The organism is Jeotgalicoccus aerolatus (genome assembly GCF_014635205.1).
GTDB lineage: Bacteria > Bacillota > Bacilli > Staphylococcales > Salinicoccaceae > Jeotgalicoccus > Jeotgalicoccus aerolatus.
Genome location: NZ_BMCN01000003.1, coordinates 180,654 through 204,289 on the forward strand (window position 1 = coordinate 180,654; position 23,636 = coordinate 204,289).

General features: G+C 41.7%; 25 protein-coding genes. 17 read left to right on the top strand and 8 right to left on the bottom strand.

Going from position 1 to position 23,636, the window contains the following annotated elements:
• The first annotated feature begins 10 nt into the window (after nt 1-10).
• Complete coding sequence (locus IEU81_RS09375) at nt 11-895, top strand: SDR family oxidoreductase (RefSeq protein ID WP_186089195.1); 885 nt, start codon at nt 11-13, stop codon at nt 893-895.
• Nucleotides 896-1,341: 446 nt separating this feature from the next.
• On the opposite strand, the gene IEU81_RS09380 is transcribed toward IEU81_RS09375, so the two are convergent.
• The 4 genes from IEU81_RS09380 to IEU81_RS09395 all read right to left on the bottom strand — a co-directional run bounded on the left by IEU81_RS09380 (nt 1,342) and on the right by IEU81_RS09395 (nt 5,426).
• Nucleotides 1,342-1,920 carry a hypothetical protein gene (locus IEU81_RS09380; RefSeq protein WP_186089193.1) on the bottom strand — a complete coding sequence of 193 codons (579 nt, stop codon included), beginning with the start codon at nt 1,918-1,920 and terminating at the stop codon, nt 1,342-1,344.
• A 97-nt stretch (nt 1,921-2,017) separates the two neighbouring features.
• Nucleotides 2,018-2,263, bottom strand: coding sequence for a hypothetical protein (locus IEU81_RS09385; protein ID WP_092599702.1), 246 nt, complete (start codon nt 2,261-2,263; stop codon nt 2,018-2,020).
• 69 nt (nt 2,264-2,332) lie between these two features.
• Nucleotides 2,333-4,972: an MMPL family transporter gene (locus IEU81_RS09390; RefSeq protein WP_186089191.1), complete on the bottom strand. Its 2,640-nt coding sequence runs from the start codon at nt 4,970-4,972 to the stop codon at nt 2,333-2,335.
• Nucleotides 4,956-5,426, bottom strand: coding sequence for a MarR family winged helix-turn-helix transcriptional regulator (locus tag IEU81_RS09395; protein WP_092599720.1), 471 nt, complete (start codon nt 5,424-5,426; stop codon nt 4,956-4,958). Before IEU81_RS09395 ends, IEU81_RS09390 begins: the two co-directional genes overlap by 17 nt.
• 160 nt (nt 5,427-5,586) lie before the next feature.
• On the opposite strand from IEU81_RS09395, the gene IEU81_RS09400 reads away from it, so the two are divergent.
• The 3 genes from IEU81_RS09400 (at nt 5,587) to IEU81_RS09410 (ending at nt 8,523) form a co-directional block, all read left to right on the top strand.
• On the top strand, nt 5,587-6,576 hold the full coding sequence (locus IEU81_RS09400) for a hypothetical protein (RefSeq protein WP_092599696.1): 990 nt from the start codon (nt 5,587-5,589) through the stop codon (nt 6,574-6,576).
• Nucleotides 6,577-6,693: 117 nt separating this feature from the next.
• Complete coding sequence (rarD, locus tag IEU81_RS09405; protein ID WP_186089189.1) at nt 6,694-7,617, top strand: EamA family transporter RarD; 924 nt, start codon at nt 6,694-6,696, stop codon at nt 7,615-7,617.
• 69 nt (nt 7,618-7,686) lie between these two features.
• Nucleotides 7,687-8,523, top strand: coding sequence for a hypothetical protein (locus tag IEU81_RS09410; RefSeq protein WP_186089187.1), 837 nt, complete (start codon nt 7,687-7,689; stop codon nt 8,521-8,523).
• A gap of 75 nt (nt 8,524-8,598) precedes the next feature.
• On the opposite strand, the gene IEU81_RS09415 is transcribed toward IEU81_RS09410, so the two are convergent.
• Entirely contained in the window at nt 8,599-9,525 is a 927-nt protein-coding gene (locus IEU81_RS09415) for a VOC family protein (RefSeq protein ID WP_186089185.1), read from the bottom strand.
• A gap of 74 nt (nt 9,526-9,599) precedes the next feature.
• Here IEU81_RS09415 and IEU81_RS09420 point away from each other — a divergent pair, with 74 nt between their 5' ends.
• Nucleotides 9,600-10,238, top strand: a complete 639-nt coding sequence (locus IEU81_RS09420) for an alpha/beta hydrolase (protein ID WP_092599684.1) — start codon at nt 9,600-9,602, stop codon at nt 10,236-10,238.
• Here the strand turns inward: IEU81_RS09420 and IEU81_RS09425 are convergent.
• Nucleotides 10,233-11,084, bottom strand: a complete 852-nt coding sequence (locus IEU81_RS09425) for a Cof-type HAD-IIB family hydrolase (protein WP_092599681.1) — start codon at nt 11,082-11,084, stop codon at nt 10,233-10,235. The two genes, IEU81_RS09420 and IEU81_RS09425, sit on opposite strands and share 6 nt — an antisense overlap.
• Before the next feature lie 122 nt (nt 11,085-11,206).
• On the opposite strand from IEU81_RS09425, the gene IEU81_RS11060 reads away from it, so the two are divergent.
• The 7 genes from IEU81_RS11060 (at nt 11,207) to IEU81_RS09460 (ending at nt 15,556) form a co-directional block, all read left to right on the top strand.
• The gene (locus tag IEU81_RS11060) at nt 11,207-12,247 is read left to right on the top strand and encodes an SEC-C metal-binding domain-containing protein (protein ID WP_269461384.1); all 1,041 of its coding nucleotides are present in this window, start codon (nt 11,207-11,209) and stop codon (nt 12,245-12,247) included.
• A 56-nt stretch (nt 12,248-12,303) separates the two neighbouring features.
• Nucleotides 12,304-12,852, top strand: coding sequence for a chromate transporter (locus tag IEU81_RS09435; protein WP_092599675.1), 549 nt, complete (start codon nt 12,304-12,306; stop codon nt 12,850-12,852).
• Nucleotides 12,849-13,379 carry a chromate transporter gene (locus IEU81_RS09440; RefSeq protein WP_186089183.1) on the top strand — a complete coding sequence of 177 codons (531 nt, stop codon included), beginning with the start codon at nt 12,849-12,851 and terminating at the stop codon, nt 13,377-13,379. The genes IEU81_RS09435 and IEU81_RS09440 overlap by 4 nt, the downstream gene beginning before the upstream one ends.
• Nucleotides 13,380-13,462: 83 nt before the next feature.
• Nucleotides 13,463-13,969, top strand: coding sequence for a GNAT family N-acetyltransferase (locus tag IEU81_RS09445; RefSeq protein WP_186089181.1), 507 nt, complete (start codon nt 13,463-13,465; stop codon nt 13,967-13,969).
• A 93-nt stretch (nt 13,970-14,062) separates the two neighbouring features.
• Nucleotides 14,063-14,407 carry a carboxymuconolactone decarboxylase family protein gene (locus IEU81_RS09450; RefSeq protein ID WP_092599666.1) on the top strand — a complete coding sequence of 115 codons (345 nt, stop codon included), beginning with the start codon at nt 14,063-14,065 and terminating at the stop codon, nt 14,405-14,407.
• 23 nt (nt 14,408-14,430) lie between these two features.
• Entirely contained in the window at nt 14,431-14,847 is a 417-nt protein-coding gene (locus IEU81_RS09455; RefSeq protein ID WP_092599663.1) for an OsmC family protein, read from the top strand.
• Nucleotide 14,848: 1 nt separating this feature from the next.
• Nucleotides 14,849-15,556 carry an ABC transporter ATP-binding protein gene (locus tag IEU81_RS09460; protein ID WP_092599660.1) on the top strand — a complete coding sequence of 236 codons (708 nt, stop codon included), beginning with the start codon at nt 14,849-14,851 and terminating at the stop codon, nt 15,554-15,556.
• On the opposite strand, the gene coaW is transcribed toward IEU81_RS09460, so the two are convergent.
• On the bottom strand, nt 15,549-16,343 hold the full coding sequence (gene coaW, locus IEU81_RS09465) for a type II pantothenate kinase (protein WP_186089179.1): 795 nt from the start codon (nt 16,341-16,343) through the stop codon (nt 15,549-15,551). The two genes, IEU81_RS09460 and coaW, sit on opposite strands and share 8 nt — an antisense overlap.
• A gap of 78 nt (nt 16,344-16,421) precedes the next feature.
• Nucleotides 16,422-18,005 carry a BCCT family transporter gene (locus IEU81_RS09470; RefSeq protein WP_186089177.1) on the bottom strand — a complete coding sequence of 528 codons (1,584 nt, stop codon included), beginning with the start codon at nt 18,003-18,005 and terminating at the stop codon, nt 16,422-16,424.
• Between the two features lie 165 nt (nt 18,006-18,170).
• On the opposite strand from IEU81_RS09470, the gene IEU81_RS09475 reads away from it, so the two are divergent.
• The 5 genes from IEU81_RS09475 (at nt 18,171) to murA (ending at nt 23,485) form a co-directional block, all read left to right on the top strand.
• Entirely contained in the window at nt 18,171-19,001 is an 831-nt protein-coding gene (locus IEU81_RS09475; protein ID WP_186089175.1) for a GNAT family N-acetyltransferase, read from the top strand.
• 73 nt (nt 19,002-19,074) lie between these two features.
• Nucleotides 19,075-19,584 (top strand): DNA-directed RNA polymerase subunit delta, encoded by a 510-nt coding sequence (rpoE, locus tag IEU81_RS09480; protein WP_092599649.1) that lies wholly within the window; start codon nt 19,075-19,077, stop codon nt 19,582-19,584.
• 130 nt (nt 19,585-19,714) lie between these two features.
• Nucleotides 19,715-21,334 (top strand): CTP synthase, encoded by a 1,620-nt coding sequence (gene pyrG / locus IEU81_RS09485; RefSeq protein WP_186089173.1) that lies wholly within the window; start codon nt 19,715-19,717, stop codon nt 21,332-21,334.
• Between the two features lie 202 nt (nt 21,335-21,536).
• Complete coding sequence (gene fsa, locus IEU81_RS09490) at nt 21,537-22,178, top strand: fructose-6-phosphate aldolase (protein WP_092599643.1); 642 nt, start codon at nt 21,537-21,539, stop codon at nt 22,176-22,178.
• A 38-nt stretch (nt 22,179-22,216) separates the two neighbouring features.
• Nucleotides 22,217-23,485: a UDP-N-acetylglucosamine 1-carboxyvinyltransferase gene (murA, locus tag IEU81_RS09495; protein ID WP_092599640.1), complete on the top strand. Its 1,269-nt coding sequence runs from the start codon at nt 22,217-22,219 to the stop codon at nt 23,483-23,485.
• Nucleotides 23,486-23,636: the final 151 nt, after the last annotated feature.

Sequence of the window (23,636 nt, forward strand, 5' to 3'; positions counted from 1 at the left end):
ATTTTTTAATATGACATCACTCAATGATCCACGAGACAAATTTTATACAGGACAATTCGATAAACAGAAGCAGCCATATCCAGGCGTTCAAAAAGAGATGACGCAAACACCCGATTGCGGGGAAGAAACTTATAAGGGCACCGGCCGTTTATCAGGCAGAAAAGCACTGGTTACAGGCGGAGACTCAGGGATCGGCCGCGGTGCAGCGATTGCATATGCTAAAGAAGGCGCGGACGTTGCGATTAACTATATGAAAGATGAACAAGCCGATGCTGAAGAGGTGAAGAAAGTCATCGAAGAAGCAGGGCAAAAAGCGCATTTATTCCCTGGTGATTTACGTGATGAAACGTTTGCGAGACAGCTGATTCATGATGCTGCAGAAGCACTCGGCGGGCTGGATACGCTTGTATTAAATGCATCTATGCAGCAAGCGGTGGAGAATTTCTCTGACTACACAAGTAAACATCTCGAAGACACATATAAAATAAATGTAGTCACACCAGTTATGCAGATGCAGGAAGCTGAAAAAATAATGCCTGCAGGGTCAAGCATTATTATCACGACTTCTATTCAGTCATTCGCGCCGTCAGCTCATATCGCAGATTATGCAATGACTAAGGCAGCTCAGACGAACTTAATTAAATCCCAAGCTAAACACTTTATGGAAAAAGGGATTCGTTTAAACGGTGTTGCACCAGGCCCAATATGGACACCGCTCCAAATATCAGGCGGGCAGCTGCAGGATTACATGCCCGAATTCGGACATGACTCATATGTCGGGCGTGCTGGACAGCCGGTCGAGCTCGCCGGAACCTATGTGCATTTAGCCAGTGAGGAATCGAGCTATACATCGGGGCAGGTGTACGGTGTGACAGGCGGTGAGCCAATTAACTAAATGATGATGAAAGCCAAAATTCGAAAGGAGTTTTGGCTTTTTTTGAGTTTGGGTGACGTGGTGAAAATGACGACGTCGTCCGGAGGGGTTTGGATGACGTGATGAAAATGACGACGTCGTCCGGAGGGGTTTGGATGACGTGGTGAAAATGGCGACGTCGTCCGGAGGGGTTTGGATGACGTGGTGAAAATAGCGACGTCGTCCGGAGCGGTTTGGGTGACGTGGTGAAAATGACGACGTCGTCCGGAGGGGTTTGGATGACGTGGTGAAAATGACGACGTCGTCCGGAGGGGTTTGGATGACGTGGTGAAAATGGCGACGTCGTCCGGAGGGGCTTGGGTGACGTGGTGAAAATGACGACATCGTCCGGACGTTCTTTATCTTCATAAAAGCACAAAAAAACGACTGAGCGCATCTTTAGCGTCCAGGCGTTATGTGTTTCTAATTTAGATATCTCTGTTTAAATTCGGATCGTTCGGATGTGAGTCTGAGCTGCTGTTGTTGTGAAACGTGTTTGTCGACTCTTCCTGATAAAAAGCGTCACTGCCGTGTTCGTTTCTCAATTTACGGCTGCATAAGAAGAGGATAACAATGGCTGCAATTCCTGCGGTAACTACGTTCAAGAGTGCGAGCAGCACACCGATGACGGGCTGTTTGACGTAAGCGGTAAAAATCCCGATGAAAGCGACGGATTCCATGAGCAGATAAGTGATGACCAAATCGCCGATCGACAGCCCCATTAAATAGAGCACGAGTCCGATAATCGCAAAAGCTAATCCAAGGTGTTTTGGATCAAATGAATTTTTCTTTAAGATATTGCCGTCATATGCTTGCCCGCCGATATAAAACGTTCCAAATGGTATGAAACTCAGCCATGGTAAGTGATAGTCTTTAATCTCTGAGACTCTGAATAAAAAGTAACCCTGCAGCAGCCATTTCAGTAATCCAATTATAAAAATAATGAACAGGATAAAAATCCCGAGTGCCGCAGCTCCGAAGAATAATGCAATAAATTCCCAGCCCATATATTCACATCCTTTATTAGTTATTTATTATTATACCATTATCCTGAATGAGACAAAATAAATAGGGACTGGATGATCCAGTCCCTAAATCAATTCATTATCTCCGCGATTGGTATAGTCTCCGATTAACCCGTTCGGCATGGCGGTATGCGTTAATTACACCGTATAACCATACGATTGGGAAGGTGATGAAACCAATCAGCAGATACATGAGTAAACCATTGATGACTTGTATGATAATGAGCAGAATACCTTTAAAAATCTGCCCGTTATAAATTTGTCCGAGTCCGGTAATGAAGAAGCTGAGTACAGCTGCAATTCCGGAATTTTTTGCTCCTGGCATAAGTGAGCCCCGCTTTCTGTATAAATTCGTTTTTTATTTATACCCGGTTTTTCTTAAGTTTAAACCGGATTATTTATCTTCGAAACGGTCCTCGCGTGCTTTGCCGCCAGGCATTCTGAGCGGCCACCAGTTACCGCGTTTCAGCGTAACAATTAATGCGGGTACTAAGAGCGGCAGTACGATAAACGCATAGAACAGCAGTGCAAAAATAATGATGCTGGTCACTTGAACCAGTATGGCAATTCCTGAAGGATACAGGGCTGCAAATGTACCGGTTAAAATAATGACTGCGGTAATGACGACAGTACCCATGCGGCGGATTGACGTTTCAATCGCATCGCGGATTGTACGGTATCTCACTTCTTCTTTGAAACGGTCGATAATGAAAATGGAGTAGTCAATACCGAGTGCGACAAAGATAATTAAACTGAAGAATGGTACTGCCCAGTTTAATTGATCGATTCCAAACATCGACAGAATCCATTGAGAGATTGTCATCGATGCAAAGTAAGTCATGAAGATGGAACCAATCATCACTACAGGAAGGACTAGAGATCTGAACAAGACAGTGAGAATAACGAATAGTGTCACGATAAACATAATCACTACATTCGTATAATCATCGCTGGTTAATGTGTCTAAGTCTCTGTTCATGCTGGTTACACCTGAGAAGTAAGCGTCAGTATCCTGACGGTCGAGACGTGACAGTTCGTTGTTTACACTTTCTTCTATCTCGTCCAGTACTTCGATTGCTTCATTGCTGTACGGATCAACGTCGAGCACAACGTTCATCTTCACAGCTTGTCCATCAGCAAATGAATACTGCTCAATTGCCGATTCAAATTCACTGTTTTCAAGTACTTCAGAAGGAACGTTGATACCCGTCTCATCGACAGCTTCATTGTCTTCGATAGAAGTCATTAAGTCACTGACACCCGTCAGTCCTTCGTTGATTTCATCGATACCAGAAGACATTTCACTCAGTCCGGCAGCGAGCTCTTCCATTTGAGCTGAGGCTTCTTCAGTCATCGTCTGCATTTGTGAATTCGCTTGTGAAACGCCTGAAGACAGCTGGTCAGCACCTGCTGATAATTGCTGCAGCTGCTCAGCTGCACCGGCAGTGTCACCGGTCGCAGTCAGATATTGACTGACACCGTCGATACCATCAGAGATATCATTAACCCCTGTTTCGATTTCGCTTAAATCGCCTGAAGCTGTGTCAGAATTGCTCAGCTGTTCGTTTATATCCGATAAGCTTGTAGACATTTCAGTCAGACCATCCTGAATTTCAGTTAAGCCTGAATTAGCTTCACCGAGCTGATAAGAGACAGTGAGTTCATCCATTTTGTCACCGAGAGGACGTGTCAGAGTCTGAACTTCTTTAACGCCTTCAACTTTTGATGCTGCTTCTGCAACTGAGTCGAGGCGGGATAGGCCGTCTTCTGTAACTAGGTCTTCACCGTTATTGAAAATCACTTCAACCGGGAATGTTGAACCTGCATCAAAGCTGTCGCCGATAACGTTAACAGCGTGTACTGCTGAGTATGAATCATCAAGTTCAGCCAATGAATCGTAGTGTACACTGTCATCGTGGAAGTAAATGAGTACTGCAAGAACTGCCAGCACTGAGAAAATCACACGTGTAGGATATTTCAGCGATAACATGCCAAGCGGTGTCCATATTTTACTTTCACCGGATCCTGATGTTTGTTTGCTCGGCCAGAAAATATATTTACCGAGTACGGCCATCAGTGTTGGAAGCACTGTAAATAGCGACAGTAAGAGCGCGAGAATACCAATTGCTACACCGACAGCTGAACGGTAAATTTCGAAGTTTGCAAAAAACAGCACTCCGAATAGGATGGCTCCGGAAATACCGCTAATAAATACTGTCTTACCAGCTGTTTTAAATGTATTGATGACAGCCTGGTGTTTATCGTGATGTTCAAGTTCCTCTTTAAAACGGTTGAGGAGCAAAATGACATAGTCGGTACCGATACCGAACAGTATTACGATAAGGAAACTTTGTGTTTGAGGTGAGATCGGGAAGCCGAACCATTCTACAAACCAGCCGACAAAAGATTGGCCAAGAAGGTAGGCGATACCGACGGCAATCAGCGGTATAAATGGTGTAACAACTGAACGGAACATTACGAGTAGAACGATAACAATAATTGCGATCGTAAATACTTCAGTTGTGCGAACACCGTTCATTGCATCTTCTTCCAATGTTTTCTGGATCATTTCATTAGAAGTGACCGAGATGTCACCAGCTGTATTATTTAAGCTTTCGACTTCTTCTGAGTTAGCTAATATTTCTTGAAGATCACCAACATACTCCATTGGAATCATTATGACGCCAGTATCAGTGTTGATAAAACTCTCCTGCATTTCATCGTCAAAGGTAAACGGGTTTATGACATTGTCTGCATAATCGAGACCTTCAAGTTCTGATATATATGTTTCAATGTCTTCTTGATGTTCTGCCGGATTTTCATCAAATTCCAGCACAATCGACATCATTTCTACGTCCTGGTCATGACTTTCTAAAAATTGTGCCGCTGCTTCACTCGGCATATTATCCGGCAGCTGCACATCGCCTTTTTCAGCGGCGAGCTGTGTTAAATTTGGTGAAACGATAAATGAAACTACAGCAGCAATCAGCATCAAGGCTGTAATCGGCCATTTAAATTTAAGCACGTGCTTCATTATATAATCCTCCGTCTATATTTATTATTTTGATAATTGTGCGTGTAGCATCGGTTAGGGCTTGAGTTTCTTCTTCGGAAAGACCTTGAATGTTTGAGGCGATGATATTTTGAATATTGCTGACGAATTCATCGAGCAGCTCAGCGGCGGCGGGCGTCAATGAAATCAGTTTCGAACGGTTGTCGTTCGTCAGTATATTTTTTTCTGTGTGAATCAGTTTTTTTAAACTGAGTTTCCTAAGTGCATGGGCAATCGAACTTTTATGTACGTTCAGTTCAATGGAGAGTTCTGTTGGAGTAGCCTCTTGTTTCAGGTACAAATATTCTATGATAGCGAGCTGTTCCTTAGAAATATGCATCTTTCGGACTGATTCCGTCACTTCAGAAAAAATATGTGAATAACCGTAGCCGAAAATCATCGTCAGATTATTTATCGGATCACTATTATCCGTCACGTTAACAGTCATTCCTTTCCATAAGTTTTTTAAGCAAACAAAAGTAGTTTAACATGTTCAACTAAATTAGGCAAAAGAAATACTTGAAGTATTTTCTATTATTATATGTATATGTATGATTGTAAGTGGGTATAAAATTATAAAGGGGTGAATCGGACTGATGTTTCAGTATATTTCGCTTTACAGAAAAAATGCTTCAGGCCAGCATGGTAAGGTAATCGGCTTTACTATTTTACAATTTATTCTTGCTGTGTTTCTGCCTTCTGCAGTAATTTTTGGTGCAATGATGCTGCCGCTTTTACTGACTATGACTGATATTAGCGACCAAGCAATTGGAATCAGCACTGCGATTTGGATGCTGATTATGATTATTGTATATATTCTGGTTATGATTTTTGTTATCTATCCAATTTTAATTGGTATTTTACGGTATTTTGCCAGCGCCTATAAAGGCCGCGATTTTTCATTTGGCGAGGCGTACAAAGTCTTTAAAAAAGGCAATTATTCAAAACTGGTTAAAATTGCATTGCTGGTCATTGTTTTAAACTTCGTACTGTCATTAATTATCGGTTTCATTATTAACATATTAATGACGGTTGTAATGATTCCGTTAATGCCGGTGGGGCTTATGATGGAAGATCCGAATGCAGCGATGACGGGTGCTTCGGTGGCATTGATTATTACAGCTTTTGTACTGATGTTTATCGTGATGATTATTGCGTATATCCCGTATATTATTCTCTACATCTACTTTGCAGTCGTATTTATGGTGTATATTGATGAACCGATGATTCCAACTGTGGATAAACTTAAAGTAGCATGGGATGTGACGTTTAAATCTGAAGCGAGCATGTTAAAACTGTTCTTCAGCAATTTAATTATGTATATTCTGATGACGGCTGCTATTTTCATTATATTTATCGGTGTCGGACTCATCGGCGCTTTCCTGATTGATGCGCCAGCTATGATTGGAGTACTTGCGATTATTGGTATGGTGATTTCAATTATTATCATGATGTATATTGTCTATCTGATCGTAGGTTCTATCGTGGCATACTACTTTGTCGGCCGCGACTCGCTGGACCGGATGAATGAAATGAGAAATAATACTGCACCGCTATATAATAATGAAACAGATGATTTACAGTAATACACGCAACAAAACCGCCGGAAATTTCCGGCGGTTTTTTTAATGGTTTAAATATTTGCATAATTCGAATTCCGAAGTAAAATTAGTATATACATAAAAAGAATAGTAGGTGAGTGGATGAACGCTGCAGGGAAAGGCATAATTTTTGTCGCAGGTGCATACATAATATGGGGCGTACTTCCAATATATTGGCGGCAGATTGAAGCTGTGTCGCCGCTCGAGATTATAGCCCATCGTATTTTCTGGTCTTTTATATTTATGGTGCTGTATATTTTAGCTACCGGCAGATGGCAGTATTTAAAAACCAATCTGACTTTTATTTTCAGTGATAAGAAGAAGGCGCTGACTTTAGTCGCAGCCTCGATCATCATTTCAGCAAACTGGCTGACATATATTTTTGCAGTCAATCAGGGTCATATACTGGAAGCAAGTCTCGGATATTACATCAATCCGTTTGTCAGTATTCTGCTCGCATTTTTTATTTTAAAAGAGCGATTTTCAAAAGGGGAATGGCTGGCGATTTTTATCGTGTCGCTGGGTGTAATCTATATGGCGATCGGTGTCGGACATATTCCATGGCTGGCCATTACTCTGGCAGTTACTTTTGGCGTATACGGTCTGATTAAAAAGACGATAAATCTGGATGCGACTTACGCACTGGCAGTAGAAACTGCAGTGCTGGCTCCTTTTGCACTTCTGTATATTTTATACTTGAATGCAACAGGCGCAAATACGCTCGATTTTGGTTTAAATGCCGATACAGCTTTTACTATGGGTACTGGTGTTGTTACAGCGATACCGCTTCTGCTGTTTGCCATCGGAGCTGTACAAATTCCGCTGTCACTGGTCGGACTGCTTCAATACATTGGTCCCACTTTAATGCTCTTCATCGGCATTTTTCTTTACGGCGAATCGTTTACTGATACTCACAAAATTGCCTATACATTTATCTGGGCGGGTCTAATTCTCTATACGGTGCTGAGATTTAAATCTTCCCGCCCGAAGATGAATAAACAGACTGTCAAGCTGACTGAGGATTAGCTTATCGTTAGATATAAAAATAACTCCGTGTTACTATTTAGAAAGATTTTAGTGTAAGGGGAATGAGTCATGCGATATTTAAAAAACTTTGGCTTATTGTTAATAGTGACTAGTACTTTGGCTGCTTGCCAAATGGATGATTTTGAAAATGACAGTGATGTCATTTCAAATGATACTAATGCGGCAGCGTCAAAAGAAGAAGCTAATACTGATTCAGACACCGAGACAGAAGAAACTGCAGAAACAGAACATACAGAAGCTGCTGAAACTGAAGAAACAGATCAGAGCAGCGATAGTGATACAGCTCAGCCGGCATTAGATGATATTACCGCGGCAGCGGCTGATGTCGAGAGCTACAAAGCTGAATTAAATATGTCCGCGTCTATAGATAATATGGAACCGCGCGAGCTCAATGCAGAAGTGCTCTATGTAAACTCCAGTCCCCCGGAACTTTTACTCCGTTCATTTGGTGAAGACCGGATGGTCTCAAAAGATGGCCAGTCGTATTATAATAACGGCAGTTCCTGGGTTGATATCAGTGACTCAGTAGACACATCATTACTGTATAAAGTCACTTATGATGAAGCGGTGGCTTCATTTAAAGAAATTGCACCGCACATGGAGAAGAAAGAAGAAAAGGATAAAACTGTTTATACTTATAACGGCAGCAATGATGAAATATATAAAACACTGGAATCATTAGTTCAGGTGAACTTTGGCGAAATGAAAGTGGAGAATGTCAATACGACTGTTGAAACGGTAGTCAACGAAGAGAATAATCTGATAGAAGAAATGAACTTTGAAGCAGATGGTACAGATGCCGTTGGAACATTTGAGTTTGACGGCACAGTTACATTTAATGACTTCAACTCGGTTGAAGAAGTTGAACTGCCGGATATAGAATAATGTATTTATAAAAAAAGAACCTGCCTGTTTTTCTTTCATGAAAACAGGCAGGTTCTTTTTTGAATTGATTTATATTTAATTTAACGGATGGAGTCTCATCTCTATAAAATCGCGGTCTTTTTCTAAAAACGGCGGGAGAGATAAGTTTTCTCCTAAAGACTCAAGCGGTTCATCAACAGTAAAGCCGGGTGAGTCCGTAGAAATTTCTACTGTAATGTTACCAGCTGCAGTGATATACAGTGCTTTAAAGTAATGGCGGTCGACGATACCGGAATTTGGCCACTTTTCAGCAGATACACGATCGGCCATTGCTTGAAGGGCAGCCTCATCTTTTACTCGAAGAGAGAAATGATGAACACTGCCGTAGCCTTGTTTTTCAATATTTGTCGTCCGGTCTTCTGTAATAAAGACCGAATCCTGACCGAAGCGGATCCGTGCCTCAGTATCGTTATCGATATCACCGTCATACTCGCCGCCGAGCAGCATTAGAAATTCTGCCATCGGTTTTAAATATTGCACCGTCAGCTCAACACCGAATATACCGGTTACGGCATATTCAAGCGGAATATTGCCCCCGGCAGCGTAAGGTACAGAATCATCGTAATCTGCATCAGCAAGCAGTGCGAAACGCTGGCCTTCAGCATCCGAAAATTTCATTATGGTTTCACCGAAATATTCGATAATTCCTTCGTGATATATACCTTGTTCTGACATGCGTGTTCTGAAATATTCGATGGCTTCAACTGAAGGAACTCTCAGGATGGTGCGGGATATTGAGTTAGTCCCCGGTGTGAATCTCGGTGCCATGCCAATTTCGAAAAATGTAACATCGGTGCCCGGAGAGCCCTTATAATCACTGTAAAATAGCTGGTACATACTCGGATCATCCTGATTGACTGTTTTTTTAACTAGTCTGTGTCCGAGGAATTGTGTGAAAAAATCGTGGTTTTCAATAATATCTTTCGTTATTGCAGATACGTGATGAATGCCGTAAGCGCCCAAAGTGCATCCTCCTTTAATCTCTTTGATGTTATTATATAATACAAGTATGTGTATCTCTATTAGGAGGACTTTTCATGAAACATTTATATATTAAAAGCAGGAAAGAAAATGCGAAAGAAACTTTGATTTTATTCCATGGTACAGGCGGCCGTGAAACGGACTTGCTTGAAGTGGCCACGACGGTTAACAGCGATGCGAATATTTTAAGTTTCAGAGGAGACGTCGATGAAAACGGACAGAGCCGCTTTTTTAAACGCTTATCAGTTAAAGAATATGATCAGGACAGTTTAAAAGAAGAGGGCGATAAAATAGCCGCTGAAATTAAAAGATTGAGTATTGAGTATAACTTTGACATATCTAAAGCTGTATTCGTCGGTTATTCAAACGGTGCGAATATTGCCGCCTACTTATTATTGAATGCCGGCTTAGGTGTTAAAGGTGCTATGCTGATGCACAGTGCTTACCGAAGTGAAATGATCGGTAAAGGTATGCTGTTTGACACTGAAATTCTGCTGACAGCCGGAGCCCAGGATGTCACTGCGACGGCAGGGGAGTCTTATACACTGAAAAAAGCACTTGAAAACAAAGGTGCGAATGTAACGGTGAAACTCACTGACGGTGCACATGAAATATCCCCTATGGAATTAATGGAAGGGCATATCTGGTACATGCCGATTAAAAAATCCATAAGGGATGAAGATAAATTATTATAAGTAATGTTTCTCTAAATATTTCTGGAGACCGTCTTCATCACAGCTGAACTCTGTAATATCGTCTGCGATTTGTTTAACGTCTTCCTGGCCGTTTTGCATAGCTGTCGACTTGCCGGCAATTTTAAACATAGGGATATCGTTCATCGAGTCACCAAAAGCGTGGACATCATCGATGGAAATACCTATGTCGTCCAGCAGAGTAATTAAGCCGGTGCCTTTGTCTGTCCCGTAGACCATAATTTCAGAGTTGTGATTTGAAGTGCGGTACACTTGGAAACCTGCTTCATTTGTAAAATGTGCATTCAAGAATTTAAACCAATTTTCGAGTTTTTCTTTATCGTTGCTGAAAAAGTAAAATTTAATAATGTCTGATTTGTCGATACCGTCATCATCAATCCACTGTTCTGTACTGTTTACCGTACGGGCTGTGCCGATATTTTCGTATTCGAGTACGGTAGGATCCGGTGTCTGAGTTAAATCATTTAAAGAATACGCGCGGTCTGTTTTAAATGTATACGGTCCGCCGTGTTGACTCGTTGTCATCTCGTAGTAAATTTCATGGTCGCGCACTTGTGTCAGCACAAACTCCACTTGTTCTTCACTAAAAGCTGTCCGCGATAAGAGCGTGTCGCCGCGGTGAACCGTCATACCGCTCGCACCGACGTAACCGTCGACGGGAACGATTTTAGGGACTTTTTGATGTATCATCGGCAAGGAGCGTCCAGTTGCAATGATAATCTTAATTCCTTTGTCGTGAACTTTCTGAAGCGTGCCTGCCAGGGAATCGGGAAACTCGCCTGAATGGTTTAATACCGTGCCGTCTAAATCCAGGGCAATTGCCTTCATAATAAATAAAAGCTCCTATCTCCAGTTAATTTTTGAAACTGTACTTCAGTTTAAATTTTAGCATAATTCGTCATGTATGATAAAATTACATTACCAATAGTTCAGTAAAGGAGTCGTTATATATGACAAACACTGCAGCTTATTTAGAAAAATATGATTTTGAAGATCTTCATCAGCTTGCGATTAATGCGGGAGTTACAAATGAAGAAGCACTTGATAAAGAGGGGCTGATAGCAGGGATTTCAAAAAATCTGCTGAACAGCGATGTGCTTGAATATGCTTTTCTTTACAGTGACGATGCTGCGATAAACAGCTGGCGAAATGGTGCGGAAAATAAAGAAGATGCTGTGAACCTGTCACTTTCAGACGTTTACGGTTTATATATAATGGGTTTTGCCTACGAATCATTAAATGAAGCGGACAGTTTCTTTATTATCGACGAGGTGCTGGATCAATTCGATACAGTCGATACAGAAGAAAATCGTGACAAGCGGACTGAAATCCAGCGGCAGCTAAATTTAATCCGTGCATCGCTTCATCTGTATGGTGTCGTTGAATTTAAACAAATTGTTCATCTCTTTAAAAAATATTACGGCATCGATGTGACGATTGATGAAATTAAAGATCTCGTCAGCCGTTCGCCTTATGTCATTACTGTAAACGAAAAAAATAAAGAATTTATAATCGATGATATGACACCTGAACAATATAAAATCATTAGAAATACTCAGCAGAAGTACAATTATTACGAACCGGAATTCGCCAAGTTTATAAAATTCAGCAATCCCGGCTTTATAGATGAATCTGCTGCACATGAAGATTTAAAACAGTGGGTGTCCGAACATCTCAATACGAGTGTTGCATCGGATTATGAATTATATCTCAGCGTACTTCGCATGGTAATCAGCGGTCAGAAGAGAGAAGATATTTCCGGGGAAATAAAAAATCTTGGACATGACTTTGAATCTGCAGAAGAAGAGAATCATTTCTTTGAAATGATTCAAGATGTCGTCAAACATACGCGTCATTTCCAATATCGCGGAAAAAGTTCAGCGGATATCGGCCAAAAGACCATTGTTAAAGAATATAAAGTGGGCCGAAACGATCCGTGTCCTTGCGGCAGCGGCAAAAAATATAAAAAATGCTGCGGCAAAGCAGTATAAAGTATGAGTGGCTGGTTTAAGGACCAACCACTTTTTACATAGTGAGAGGTGAGTACGTGCATTTCAAAATATTTATGGTGTTTTTTAGAGTGGGGATATTCGGCTTCGGCGGAGGGCCTTCATCGATACCGCTCGTTAAAGTTGAAGTTGTCGATAAATACCGCTGGATGACGAATGAGGAATTTCAGGATATTTTGGCCATTGCCAATGTCCTGCCTGGACCGATTATTACTAAAATAGCAGGTTACATCGGTTATCAGCTCAAGGGCTGGCCAGGTATTATTAATGCCCTGCTTGCCATTATTTTGCCAACAGCAATTTTAATGACTGTGCTGCTCACCTTGTTTTCCGAATTTAAGGACTTGGAGTGGGTGCAGGGAATGAGTGCGGGAGTCGTTCCTGTAGTGCTCGTTATGCTGCTCGTATTAACCGTTGAATTTATGAAGACAGCAAAAAAATCATCAACTTGGAAGTTTCTAATACCCTTTACTTTAGGTATGCTGATTATACTTGAAGTATTGAATGTTCACCCTGCTGTTGTGATTGGGATTATTATTATTTTCAGTCTGCTGCAGGGAAGCGGTAAGAAAAGAGGTGCGGCATGATTTACCTTGAGATATTTTTAGCGTTTTTAATTCCGGGTATTCTCGGTTACGGCGGCGGTCCTTCATCGATTCCTTTAGTTGAACGTGAAGTTGTCGGTACATATGAATGGATGACGACAGCAGAGTTTGCAGAAGTGCTGGCACTTGGAAATGCGCTGCCGGGACCGATATTAACAAAGATGGGCGCTTACATCGGCTATGAAGCAGGTGGTGTCCTCGGGAGCATTGTGGCAATCTCAGCCAGTGTGCTGCCCTCGCTGCTGTTAATGATTTTTCTTGCGGCAATTTTGTATAAGCTGAAAGGGACGAATAAGTTTAAGACGCTGACCTTGCTGATCCGCCCGGTCATTGCGATTCTGCTTGGTGTTATCGTCGTAGATTTTCTGTTTAATTCTTTCGACGTTTCAGGTACTTTTCACACTGTCTTTTTAATTATCGTTTCTTTTCTGCTGCTGCAAGTAGTCAAGCTGCATCCCGCTGTTGTTATTGTGATCGGCTTAATATACGGCGGTTTGTTTATCCGTTAATAAGCACAAAACTTAAACAAGCTTTTTGGATGTATTATAATTAAGTTAAATACACAGTCAATCCAGAAAGGAAGTCATCTTAAATGGCATTTGATATTCGTAAAATGGAAGTGAAAGACGCGGCCAGTATTATCGAGCATAAGAAAAAAGTAACAGAAGAAAATCCGGATACACTGGCAACAGCAATTGAAAACAAAACAATTACAATTGAAGAAGAAGAGGCTACGGTTAAATCACTAGGCCCGAACGACCTCGGTATCGTCGCAGTCGATGGAGACAAAGTCGTCGGAATGCTGAACATGCGCCAGGATCACCGTAAAAAGTTTGAACATATCGGCCAGTTCGGCATCAGTATGCAGCAGGCGTATACAGGATCAGGCACAGGGACTGAAATGGTGAAACAGGCCATACAATTTGCACGGGACAATGATATGCTTGAAAAAATTATTTTAACTGTCTTTTCAAATAATCCGGGTGCGATTAAATTATATAAAAAACTTGGTTTTGAAGAAGAAGCCACTTTGAAAAACCAGGTTAAACTGGCTCAAGGCTACACAGATTTAGTTTATATGTCGATAGATGTAAAATAATCGGTGACATAGAAACAGCAAAGATATTTAATGGGGAATCGCAGTTTGGCGATTCTCTTTGTCTTTATAGACAAAATAGGAGGGGAATAATCAATGGGAAACTTTGATGAAATTAATAAAAGAGCGCAGAAAAATACCGGCAGAATTCAACAAGAGCAGCCCGATTTTATGAGAGCATTTAAACAGCTGCAGCAGGAAGGGTATAAAGCAAATGCGCTGGACGAAAAAACGAAAGAGTATGTTGCTTTAACTTATGCGATTGCGGATAAGTGTGAAGGCTGTATTGGCAATCACGTTAATAAGCTGATTAAACTCGGTGCAACACGGCAGGAAATCAGTGATATTGTAGCAGTATCTATCGTAATGGGCGGCGGACCGGCAAGTGTCTACGGCGGTAAAGCACTGGAAGCATATGATGAGGGTACTGAGGGGAAATAAATTAAATAAAGGAGAGATTACAGATGAAAGTAAACTTAAATTGGCAAGGAAAATTGAAATTCGAATCAACTGGTGAAACAACCGGTCATTCTGTCACGATGGATGCCAACGAAGCAGCAGGCGGAGATGCGAGTGCACCGTCACCGATGGAAATGGTGCTGCACGGTGCGGCAGGCTGCATGGCGATCGATATTGGCGTCATTTTAAGACACCACATGGATAAAGTCACTAAACTTGCAATTGAAGCGGACGGTGAGCGTTCTGAAAGTGAACCGAAATATTATAAAAATATACAAATGAACATTATTATCGACGGAGACGTTCCGCCGAATCAGGCAAAACGCGCAGCAGATTTATCAAAAGATAAATATTGTTCAGCTGTGCATTCTCTCGTTGCTGACGTCGATGTCGAAGTTACTTTAAACGGCCAAGTGTTGTAAGATGTTAAATATAAAAAAGCTCGGCATTAATTACGGCACATTCAGTGCCGCAGTCAATGACCTTACTTTTGGTCAGGGAATTCATGTGCTAGTCGGTGAAAACGGCAGCGGTAAAAGTTCTATTTTGACTGGTATTACTGGATATAATACACAGAATATCACTGAGAGAACACTGAAAATAAACGGTGAAAATATTGACAGAACAGCTGAGTATATCAGCTATTTACCGCAGCAGAATGTGCCATTCCAAATTACAGTGGAAGACTTTATCAGCATGACAGCTAAAAAGAAAGTATCGAAAAAAGATGTTGAACAGGCACTCTATGATTTTAATCTGACGCATTTAAAAAATGCTTCTGCTGAAAGTTTAAGCGGGGGAGAATATAAGCGTGCCTTATGTGCACAAGTCCATTTAGAAGATAAACCGGTAATGATGTTCGATGAAATCGAGCAGGGTCTGGATATTAATTATCAGCATTTGGTTATGGACTGGCTCAAAAATTTAAGCAAAGATAAAGTAATTATTATGGCCATGCACGATTTAAATCTGGCTCTTTTGTATGCAGACAGTGTAACCTGTATGAAAAAAGGCACTTTAACCGAAGTAAAAGTGCCTGCAGAACAAGTGAATGAAACGATGTTATCCAATACTTTTTCACGTGAAATGAAGATTATTAATTATGAAGGTAAATTGATCGCCATCAGCTGATGGCGCCGAGCGCACCGCTGTATTCGCCGTCTTTGACGACGTAGGCGCGTGCGTTTTTTAGTTCGCTGTATCTGTAAATAATATCTGTCATGACTTCGTTATCGAGTAAGGTTGAACCAATAAACACCATGTTTTTAGTTTCAAAAGTATCGGCTAAATTAATCGCCATAGCAGTAACTGTTTCTGCAACGAGTCCGATCACTGAAATCAGCTGGTCTTCAGCAGTGGCTGATTTTTGAGTCTGCTGGTCCTGACCGAAGTTGCTGGCTGTTAAATCACCGGGAATCGGCGTCGGTCTGCCGTTATAAATATGATGAACTTTTAAATCAACACGATCCCGGTTGCCTGCTTTGGCCCGTTCGATAATGGTATTAAAATCTTCAATGCCAGTTAACAGATGGCTTAACCCCATCAATGTTCCGCCCCCGACACCGGAACCGCCGACTCTTTTTTGAGAATCCTTAGTAGCCTGATGAAAACTCGTTCCCGTACCGACATTTAAATAGACATAGCGGTCGAAATCCAGACCTTCCTCTTTTAGCAGCTGGCTTAAGCCGCGGAAAGTAGCATCGAACTCTATAGATACTGCGGCATCAAAATTTAAATTTTCTTTAATATACTCTGCTTTACCGCCTGTTAAATAAACATCTTCAGATGAGTACTCAGCATTCAGTGTATCAATCACCTGATCAATTTCTGCAGATGGATATTTTTTAAACGTTCTGCCGGCCTCATTTAAAATGGCAATTTTAATTAAAGTGCCGCCGGCATCGATTCCTATTTTCATATAGATACTCCTTACATTTCATAAACTAAGCAGCGCCCAAAATCCTTGAGCGCTGCTTTTTATATCGATAATTCTATTTTAATACTTTCTGCGTCGCTGTCTACGTTTCATTGCCTCGTTAGGTTCTCTGCGGAGCCCTTTGGAGACCGAAGCAATCATCATAATGAGTATGAGCGCAAACGGCAGACCGGCAAGGAGAGATGCTGCCTGAAGGCTCGTCAGACCGCCGGCTAAAATTAAGGCGATTGTTAAAAGACCAAGGAGCAGACCCCAAAGTATTTTAAGTCCTGTCGGCGGATTATCCGTATTGCCTATACTCATTCCTGCAACGATAAAGGTTGCGGAGTCAGCAGATGTGACCAGGAAGGTAAATATTAAAGTAATCGCAATAGCTGATGTGAGCCATGAAATAGGCAGAGTATTAAACAAGGCAAAGAGTGCCTGTGTCTGATCGTTTAATACAATTTCCCCGATATTCGTGTTGTTAAATAAGTCAGAGTAAATGGCCGTTCCGCCAAGGGCTCCGACCCAAAGGAATGAAAGCATCGGCGGTACAATCAGAATACCCATTACATATTCACGAATGCTGCGTCCGCGTGATACGCGTGCAACGAATGAACCGATAAACGGACTCCAGGCAATAACCCATGCCCAGTAGAATACTGTCCAGTCTTGAACCCATGCTTCTCCTGAATAAGGCTGCAGTCTTAATGAGTAGCCGACAAAGTTAGTCAAATAGTCACCAAGTCCGACAATAATCGTTTCCATTATGAACGTAAATGGACCGACTGCCATAATAAATACAGTTAATACCAGTGCGAGAATCATGTTTAAACTGCTTAGGAATTTCATTCCGCGTTTTAAGCCAGTAATTGTTGAGAAGATAAACAATCCGGTCATTAAAGCGGTCAGAATAATTTGAGTCATTGGACCTGACGGAATACCGAATGCGATATCCAGACCGCCGTCCATCTGCATAATACCTAAACCGACTGATGTTGACATACCAGTAATCGTCGCAATAATTGCGAGAATATCAATTGCTTTTCTGGCTGTCTGGCTATATTCGAGACCAAACAGCGGCTCTAATGCAGTTGATACCAGGCCGTCTCGGTTTTTACGGAACTGAAAATAACCGATTGCAAGACCTGCGACACCGAAGATTGACCACTGTGAGATACCCCAGTGGAAATAAGTATATCCCATTGCTATTCTGGCAGCTTCTGCTGATTCAACAGGTCCGCCTAAGAATGGTGATTTCATGTAATGTTCCATCGGTTCGGCAACACCGTAGAATACTAAACCGACACCTAAACCGCTTGAGAATAACATTCCGATCCATGACCAGAATGAGAATTCAGGTTTGGAATTATCGCCGCCGAGTTTAACGCGGCCATAAGGTGAGAGTGCCAGAAAGAGCAGGAACACTCCGAAACCAAATACAACCAGTAAGAAGAACCAGCTGAAATTTTGAGAAATTACTGAATACACATCTTCAGATGCGACCTGAAAGCGTGCAGGAATAACCATCGCTATTATAGAAACAACAATGATTATTAGCGTTGATATCCAGAATACAGGGCCGAGTTTCCTAAAATTAAATTTTTCCGGCTGATCTGGATTGTTACTTTGCTTTGACGTAGTGTTATCGTCATTCGTCAAGTGAGTTCCTCCTAAATTGATTGTTATTATCTTACTTACTACCCTTACAATACCAGCGACAAACGCTGAATGAGTGAAAGTTGTAATGTAATGTCTAAATTGTCACTATAGGGGGTATGGGACTATAATAGCAAACTATAATAAGATGTCAAAAAGGGGTCAAAAATGGAAATTAACATTAGAAAATTTACAGAAGCAGACAGGAAACACCTTGAGACTTATGAACTAAATGAAAAGCAGCAGGTGTATTCAAGCATGCCGCTGGAAGTGCTTGATGATGCATTGGCAGACAAAGATCGTACTGCAAACGTTGTCGTTACAGGGGACGGCAAAGTTATCGGATTTTTTGTCCTGCATAAGCATTATCAGCATGAAGGATACGATACGCCGCACGAAGTTGTGTATGTCCGTTCCTTATCGATTAATGAAAAATACCAGGGGAATGGATATGGCACAACGGTGGCGCAAAATTTACCGGTGTACGTCCAGGAAAACTTTTCTGCATTTGATCATTTATACTTAGTTGTCGACGGTGAAAATGCCGGGGCATGGAATTTATATGAACGGGCAGGTTTCTTACACCTGGCAACAAAAGAAGAGGGTCCAATCGGCAAAGAGCGTCTGTACTATTTAGACTTAAATCGAAACTATGTTCCGAATTTAAGACTGGAACTGGATGATTCTGTCGACAGACCTGCTGTAAGAATTATATTGAAAATGGATGACAAGGAAGCGGGATATATCGATGCGGAAATAGAGGGGACAACACTCGATATTAAACATATATTTGTAGATGAAAAACACAGGGGAGAAGGAGTGGCAGAAAGTGCCATGCGGCAGTTTGCAACTTCAGTCAGACGCAAGCTGGATATGGTGGAAACTGCAACAGTGACTGTAAAAGACCCGGTTTATAAAAACTTATTTACAGCAGCTGGTTTTGTTCTTGTAGACAGTCCCGGAAACACGGATCGATATACTAAATTAGTCAGATATTAATTTAAAGCTTGAAACATCGTATAAATATTTGTATTATATCCTAAGGTATTTACATCTTGAAAGGATGACGTGAATGAGACTTGACAGCTATACTAAAGAAATGATGGACGAGCATTCGTTTATAGATATGTCGCACATATATTTAGAAGATAAAGGAACGGAAACCAACCTCTATGAAATGGTAGATAAATTTAAAGAGGTCGGTAATTATACTGAAGGTGAAGTTGAGGATCGTATTCTTCAGTTTTACACTGACTTAAATACGGATGGACGCTTCTTAAGTACTGATGATGGTGTCTGGGGTCTTCGTGAATGGTATTCAGTCGATGACATCAACGATAAAGTCGCACCGACTATTCATAAGATAGAAGTGGCTGCTGAAGATGATTTCATCGAAGAAGAAGCAGATGCGGATTATCCTGGTGCTAAGGAACTGGGTGAAGAGCAGGAAGAAATTGACGGTGCTCTGCACGGCGAAGACGACGAAGAAGATATTGACAGTAAAGATGCTGATGACGAAATCCAATTCGACGAGAAAGAAAAGCTCGAGGATGAATACGATGACGAGGCAGATGCCTACTAATTTATATTGACTTTTTATTTTAAAGTGATAGTATTTTATTTGGGCTCCCTTAAAAAGGGACAAGTAAACCAGCTCCTTTTCACATTTGTGAAAGGGAGCTATTTTTTATTTTATACAGGAGGATACTTACATGACAAAATATATCTTTGTAACAGGTGGCGTAGTGTCATCATTAGGAAAAGGAATCACAGCGGCATCTCTCGGACGGCTGTTAAAAGACAGAGGCTTCAGCATTACGATTCAAAAATTCGACCCTTATTTAAATGTGGACCCGGGTACGATGAGCCCTTATCAGCACGGTGAAGTATTTGTAACTGAAGATGGTGCAGAAACGGACCTGGACTTAGGTCACTACGAGCGCTTTATCGATATTAATGTAAGTAAATACTCGAATGTTACGGCTGGGAAAGTATACTCAGAAGTCATTAGAAAAGAACGCCGCGGAGATTATCTCGGCGGAACTGTGCAGGTTATTCCGCACATCACGAATGAAATTAAATCCCGTATTAAAAAAGCTGGAGAATCTTCAGACGCGGATATTGTTATTACAGAAATCGGCGGAACTGCCGGTGATATTGAATCACTGCCGTTTATCGAATCGATTCGCCAGCTGAGAAGTGAACTGGGTAAAGATAATGTCATGTTTATCCACTGTACGTTACTGCCTTATATTAAAGCAGCGGGTGAAATGAAAACAAAACCGACTCAGCACAGTGTTAAGGAGCTGAGAGGGCTGGGAATTCAGCCGGATATGATCGTTGTCCGTTCTGAATATCCAATGACAGAGGATCTGCGCGATAAGATTGCATTGTTCTGTGATATTGATGAAGACAGTGTAATTAATGCAAAAGATGAAGAAACAATTTACGAGCTGGTCATGTCTCTGCAGGAGCAGGATATGGATGATCTGGTACTCGATAATCTGAAGCTTGAATCAAAAGGCGAGGCACAGCTGGAAGATTGGAAACACCTGCTCGATAATTTAAGTAAAATCGATAAAACAATTAAAATCGGCCTGGTCGGCAAATATGTCGAGCTGCAGGATGCATACTTATCAGTTGCTGAATCACTGCGTCACGCAGGATATGAAGTTCATGCAGATATCGATATTCACTGGATTAACTCACAGGATGTGACACCTCAAAATGTTAGGGATATTTTAGGTGAAGTTGACGGTATCGTCGTACCAGGCGGATTTGGCGACCGTGGTATCGAAGGGAAAATCCTGACTCTGAACTATGCACGTGAAAATCAGGTGCCGGTTCTTGGTATTTGCCTCGGCATGCAGCTTGCGACGGTTGAATTTGCAAGAAATGTTGCGGGCTTAAAAGGCGCAAACTCTTCAGAGCTTGATGAGCATACACCCCATGCAATTATCGACTTAATGCCGGACCAGAAAGATGTCGTCGATTTAGGCGGAACACTTCGTCTCGGCAGCTTCCCGTGCGTGATTAAAGAAGGTACGAAAGCACATGAATTGTATCAGGTAAATGAAGTGGATGAACGCCACCGCCACCGTTTTGAGTTTAACAACGGTTATAAAGAGCAGCTGGAAGAAGCGGGCATGATTTTCAGCGGCACGTCACCAGACGGGCGTCTGGTTGAAATGATTGAGCTTAAAGATCATCCTTATTATGTCGGCGTACAATTCCATCCGGAATTTCAGTCCCGTCCGACGCGTCCGCATCCTTTATTCAGTGGATTAATTAAAGCGTGCATCGATCATGGCACAAAAGAAGATAATAATTAAGAAATAGCTTTCAGCCGGAGAATATCCGGCTGTTTTTTACTCTTTTGATATAGATGGAAAACCAGCTGCAGCAAGGACTGTTGAGACTTATTAAAGGATTTTAATCAAATTTAAATGAACTGTTAATGGTAAAGCATTGTCAGTTTGAGAAGCTTTAATTTATAATGATAGTAATATCACATTATTGGAGGACGAAAATTACATGAAATACTTTATAGATACAGCAAATATGGATGAAATTAAAGAAATTCACGAGTGGGGCGTTTTAAGCGGTGTAACAACTAACCCGTCACTCGTTGCTAAAGAAAAGGATATCTCTTTTCACAACAGACTTGTTGAAATTTGTGAACTTGTCGGCGGTCCTGTCAGCGGTGAAGTCATTGCACTAGATGCTGCAGGCATGATCGAAGAAGGACGCGAATTGGCTAAACTTCACGAACACATCATCGTTAAAATTCCGATGACTGAAGACGGTATGAAAGCTGTTAAGGTACTTTCTGAAGAAGGTATTAAAACTAATGTTACTTTAGTATTTAATACGGTGCAGGCTCTGACAGCAGCACGTGCGGGTGCGACATATGTATCGCCGTTTATCGGACGCCTTGATGACATTGGTTTAGATGGACTTCAGTTAATCGAAGATATCGCAGCTATTTTTGCGATTCACGACATCGATACTGAAATTATCGCAGCATCTATCCGCAACTCTGGGCACATGCATGGTGCAGCGCTGCGCGGTGCAGACATAGCAACTGTCCCTTACAAAGTAATTAAAACATTAACGAAACATCCTTTAACTGACAAAGGAATCGAGCAATTCTTAAATGACTGGAACAATAAATAAGCTGTCTCCATATAATAAAATGACAAGGAGCTTTATATATGGCTAAAGATGTAATTAAAGTGCGCGGCGGTGAAACACTGACTGGAGAAGTTGATATCAGCGGTGCTAAAAATAGTGCGGTAGCACTAATACCTGCGTCGCTCATGGCTTCAAGCGGTACGGTAACTTTAGAAGGCCTGCCTGAAATCAGCGATGTTAAAACACTGATGAGTCTCTTGAATGATTTAAATATAAAAACAGAATTATCTGGAACCACGCTCGAAGTCAACGCTGAAGAAGCGGTAAATATGCCGCTGCCTAACAACAAAGTACAATCTTTACGCGCGTCTTATTATATGATGGGAGCGATGCTTTCCAGATTTAAAAAGTGTGTGATCGGACTGCCGGGCGGATGTCCGCTTGGACCGAGACCCATCGATCAGCATATCAAAGGATTTGAAGCGCTGGGTGCTGAAGTAACGAATGAGCATGGTGCAATGTATCTGACTGCTGAAAAGTTAACCGGAGCTAAAATATTCTTCGACGTTGTCTCGGTAGGCGCCACGATTAATATGATGCTTGCGGCGAGCTGTGCAGAAGGACGCACAACTTTAGAAAACGTTGCGAAAGAACCGGAAATTGTCGATGTTGCCTCATTATTAAATAATATGGGTGCGAACATTAAAGGTGCGGGAACGGATACGATTCGTATCGAAGGCGTAGAATCACTGCACGGTACGACACATAATATTATTCCCGACCGTATTGAGGCGGGAACTTATATGATTGTCGGCGCAGCAGCCGGTAAAAATTATAAAGTCAATAATATTATCCCGACGCATATGGAATCACTGTCTTCGAAACTGGAAGAAATGGGTGTTGAACTCGATATCGGCGATGACTATGTCATCATTAATAAGCCTGAAAAGTACAATCCTGTATCAATTAAAACACAGGTCTACCCTGGCTTTGCGACAGATCTGCAGCAGCCGATTACACCGCTGATGTTTTTAGCGGACGGCGTAAGCAAGATTACAGAGACGATTTATCCTGCCAGATTTAGACACGTCGATGAGCTCACACGCATGAGTGCGCATATCGAGAAGAAAAGCGGCAGTGCTTTGATTTATCCATCTGGACTTAAAGGCGCAGATGTCTACGCAAGCGACTTGCGTGCAGGTGCGTGTTTGTTAATTTCAGGACTGATCGCTGATGGCGTTACGACAATTCATAATGTAAACCACATCGACAGAGGATATTCAGATATTGTTAAAAAGCTGGCATCGCTCGGTGCGAATATATGGCGCGATGAACAAGAAGAAGAATAAATAAAAATTTGGCGGCTTGGAACTCCTGATAAGGGGGCTTTCAAGCCGTTTTTGGTGAAGATAGATGTTGAGCTGGCGGCAACGGCGGATTTCATTGTGAGGAGACACGATAAAAAACGACATCATCCGGACAAATCTCTCTGTGTTATAA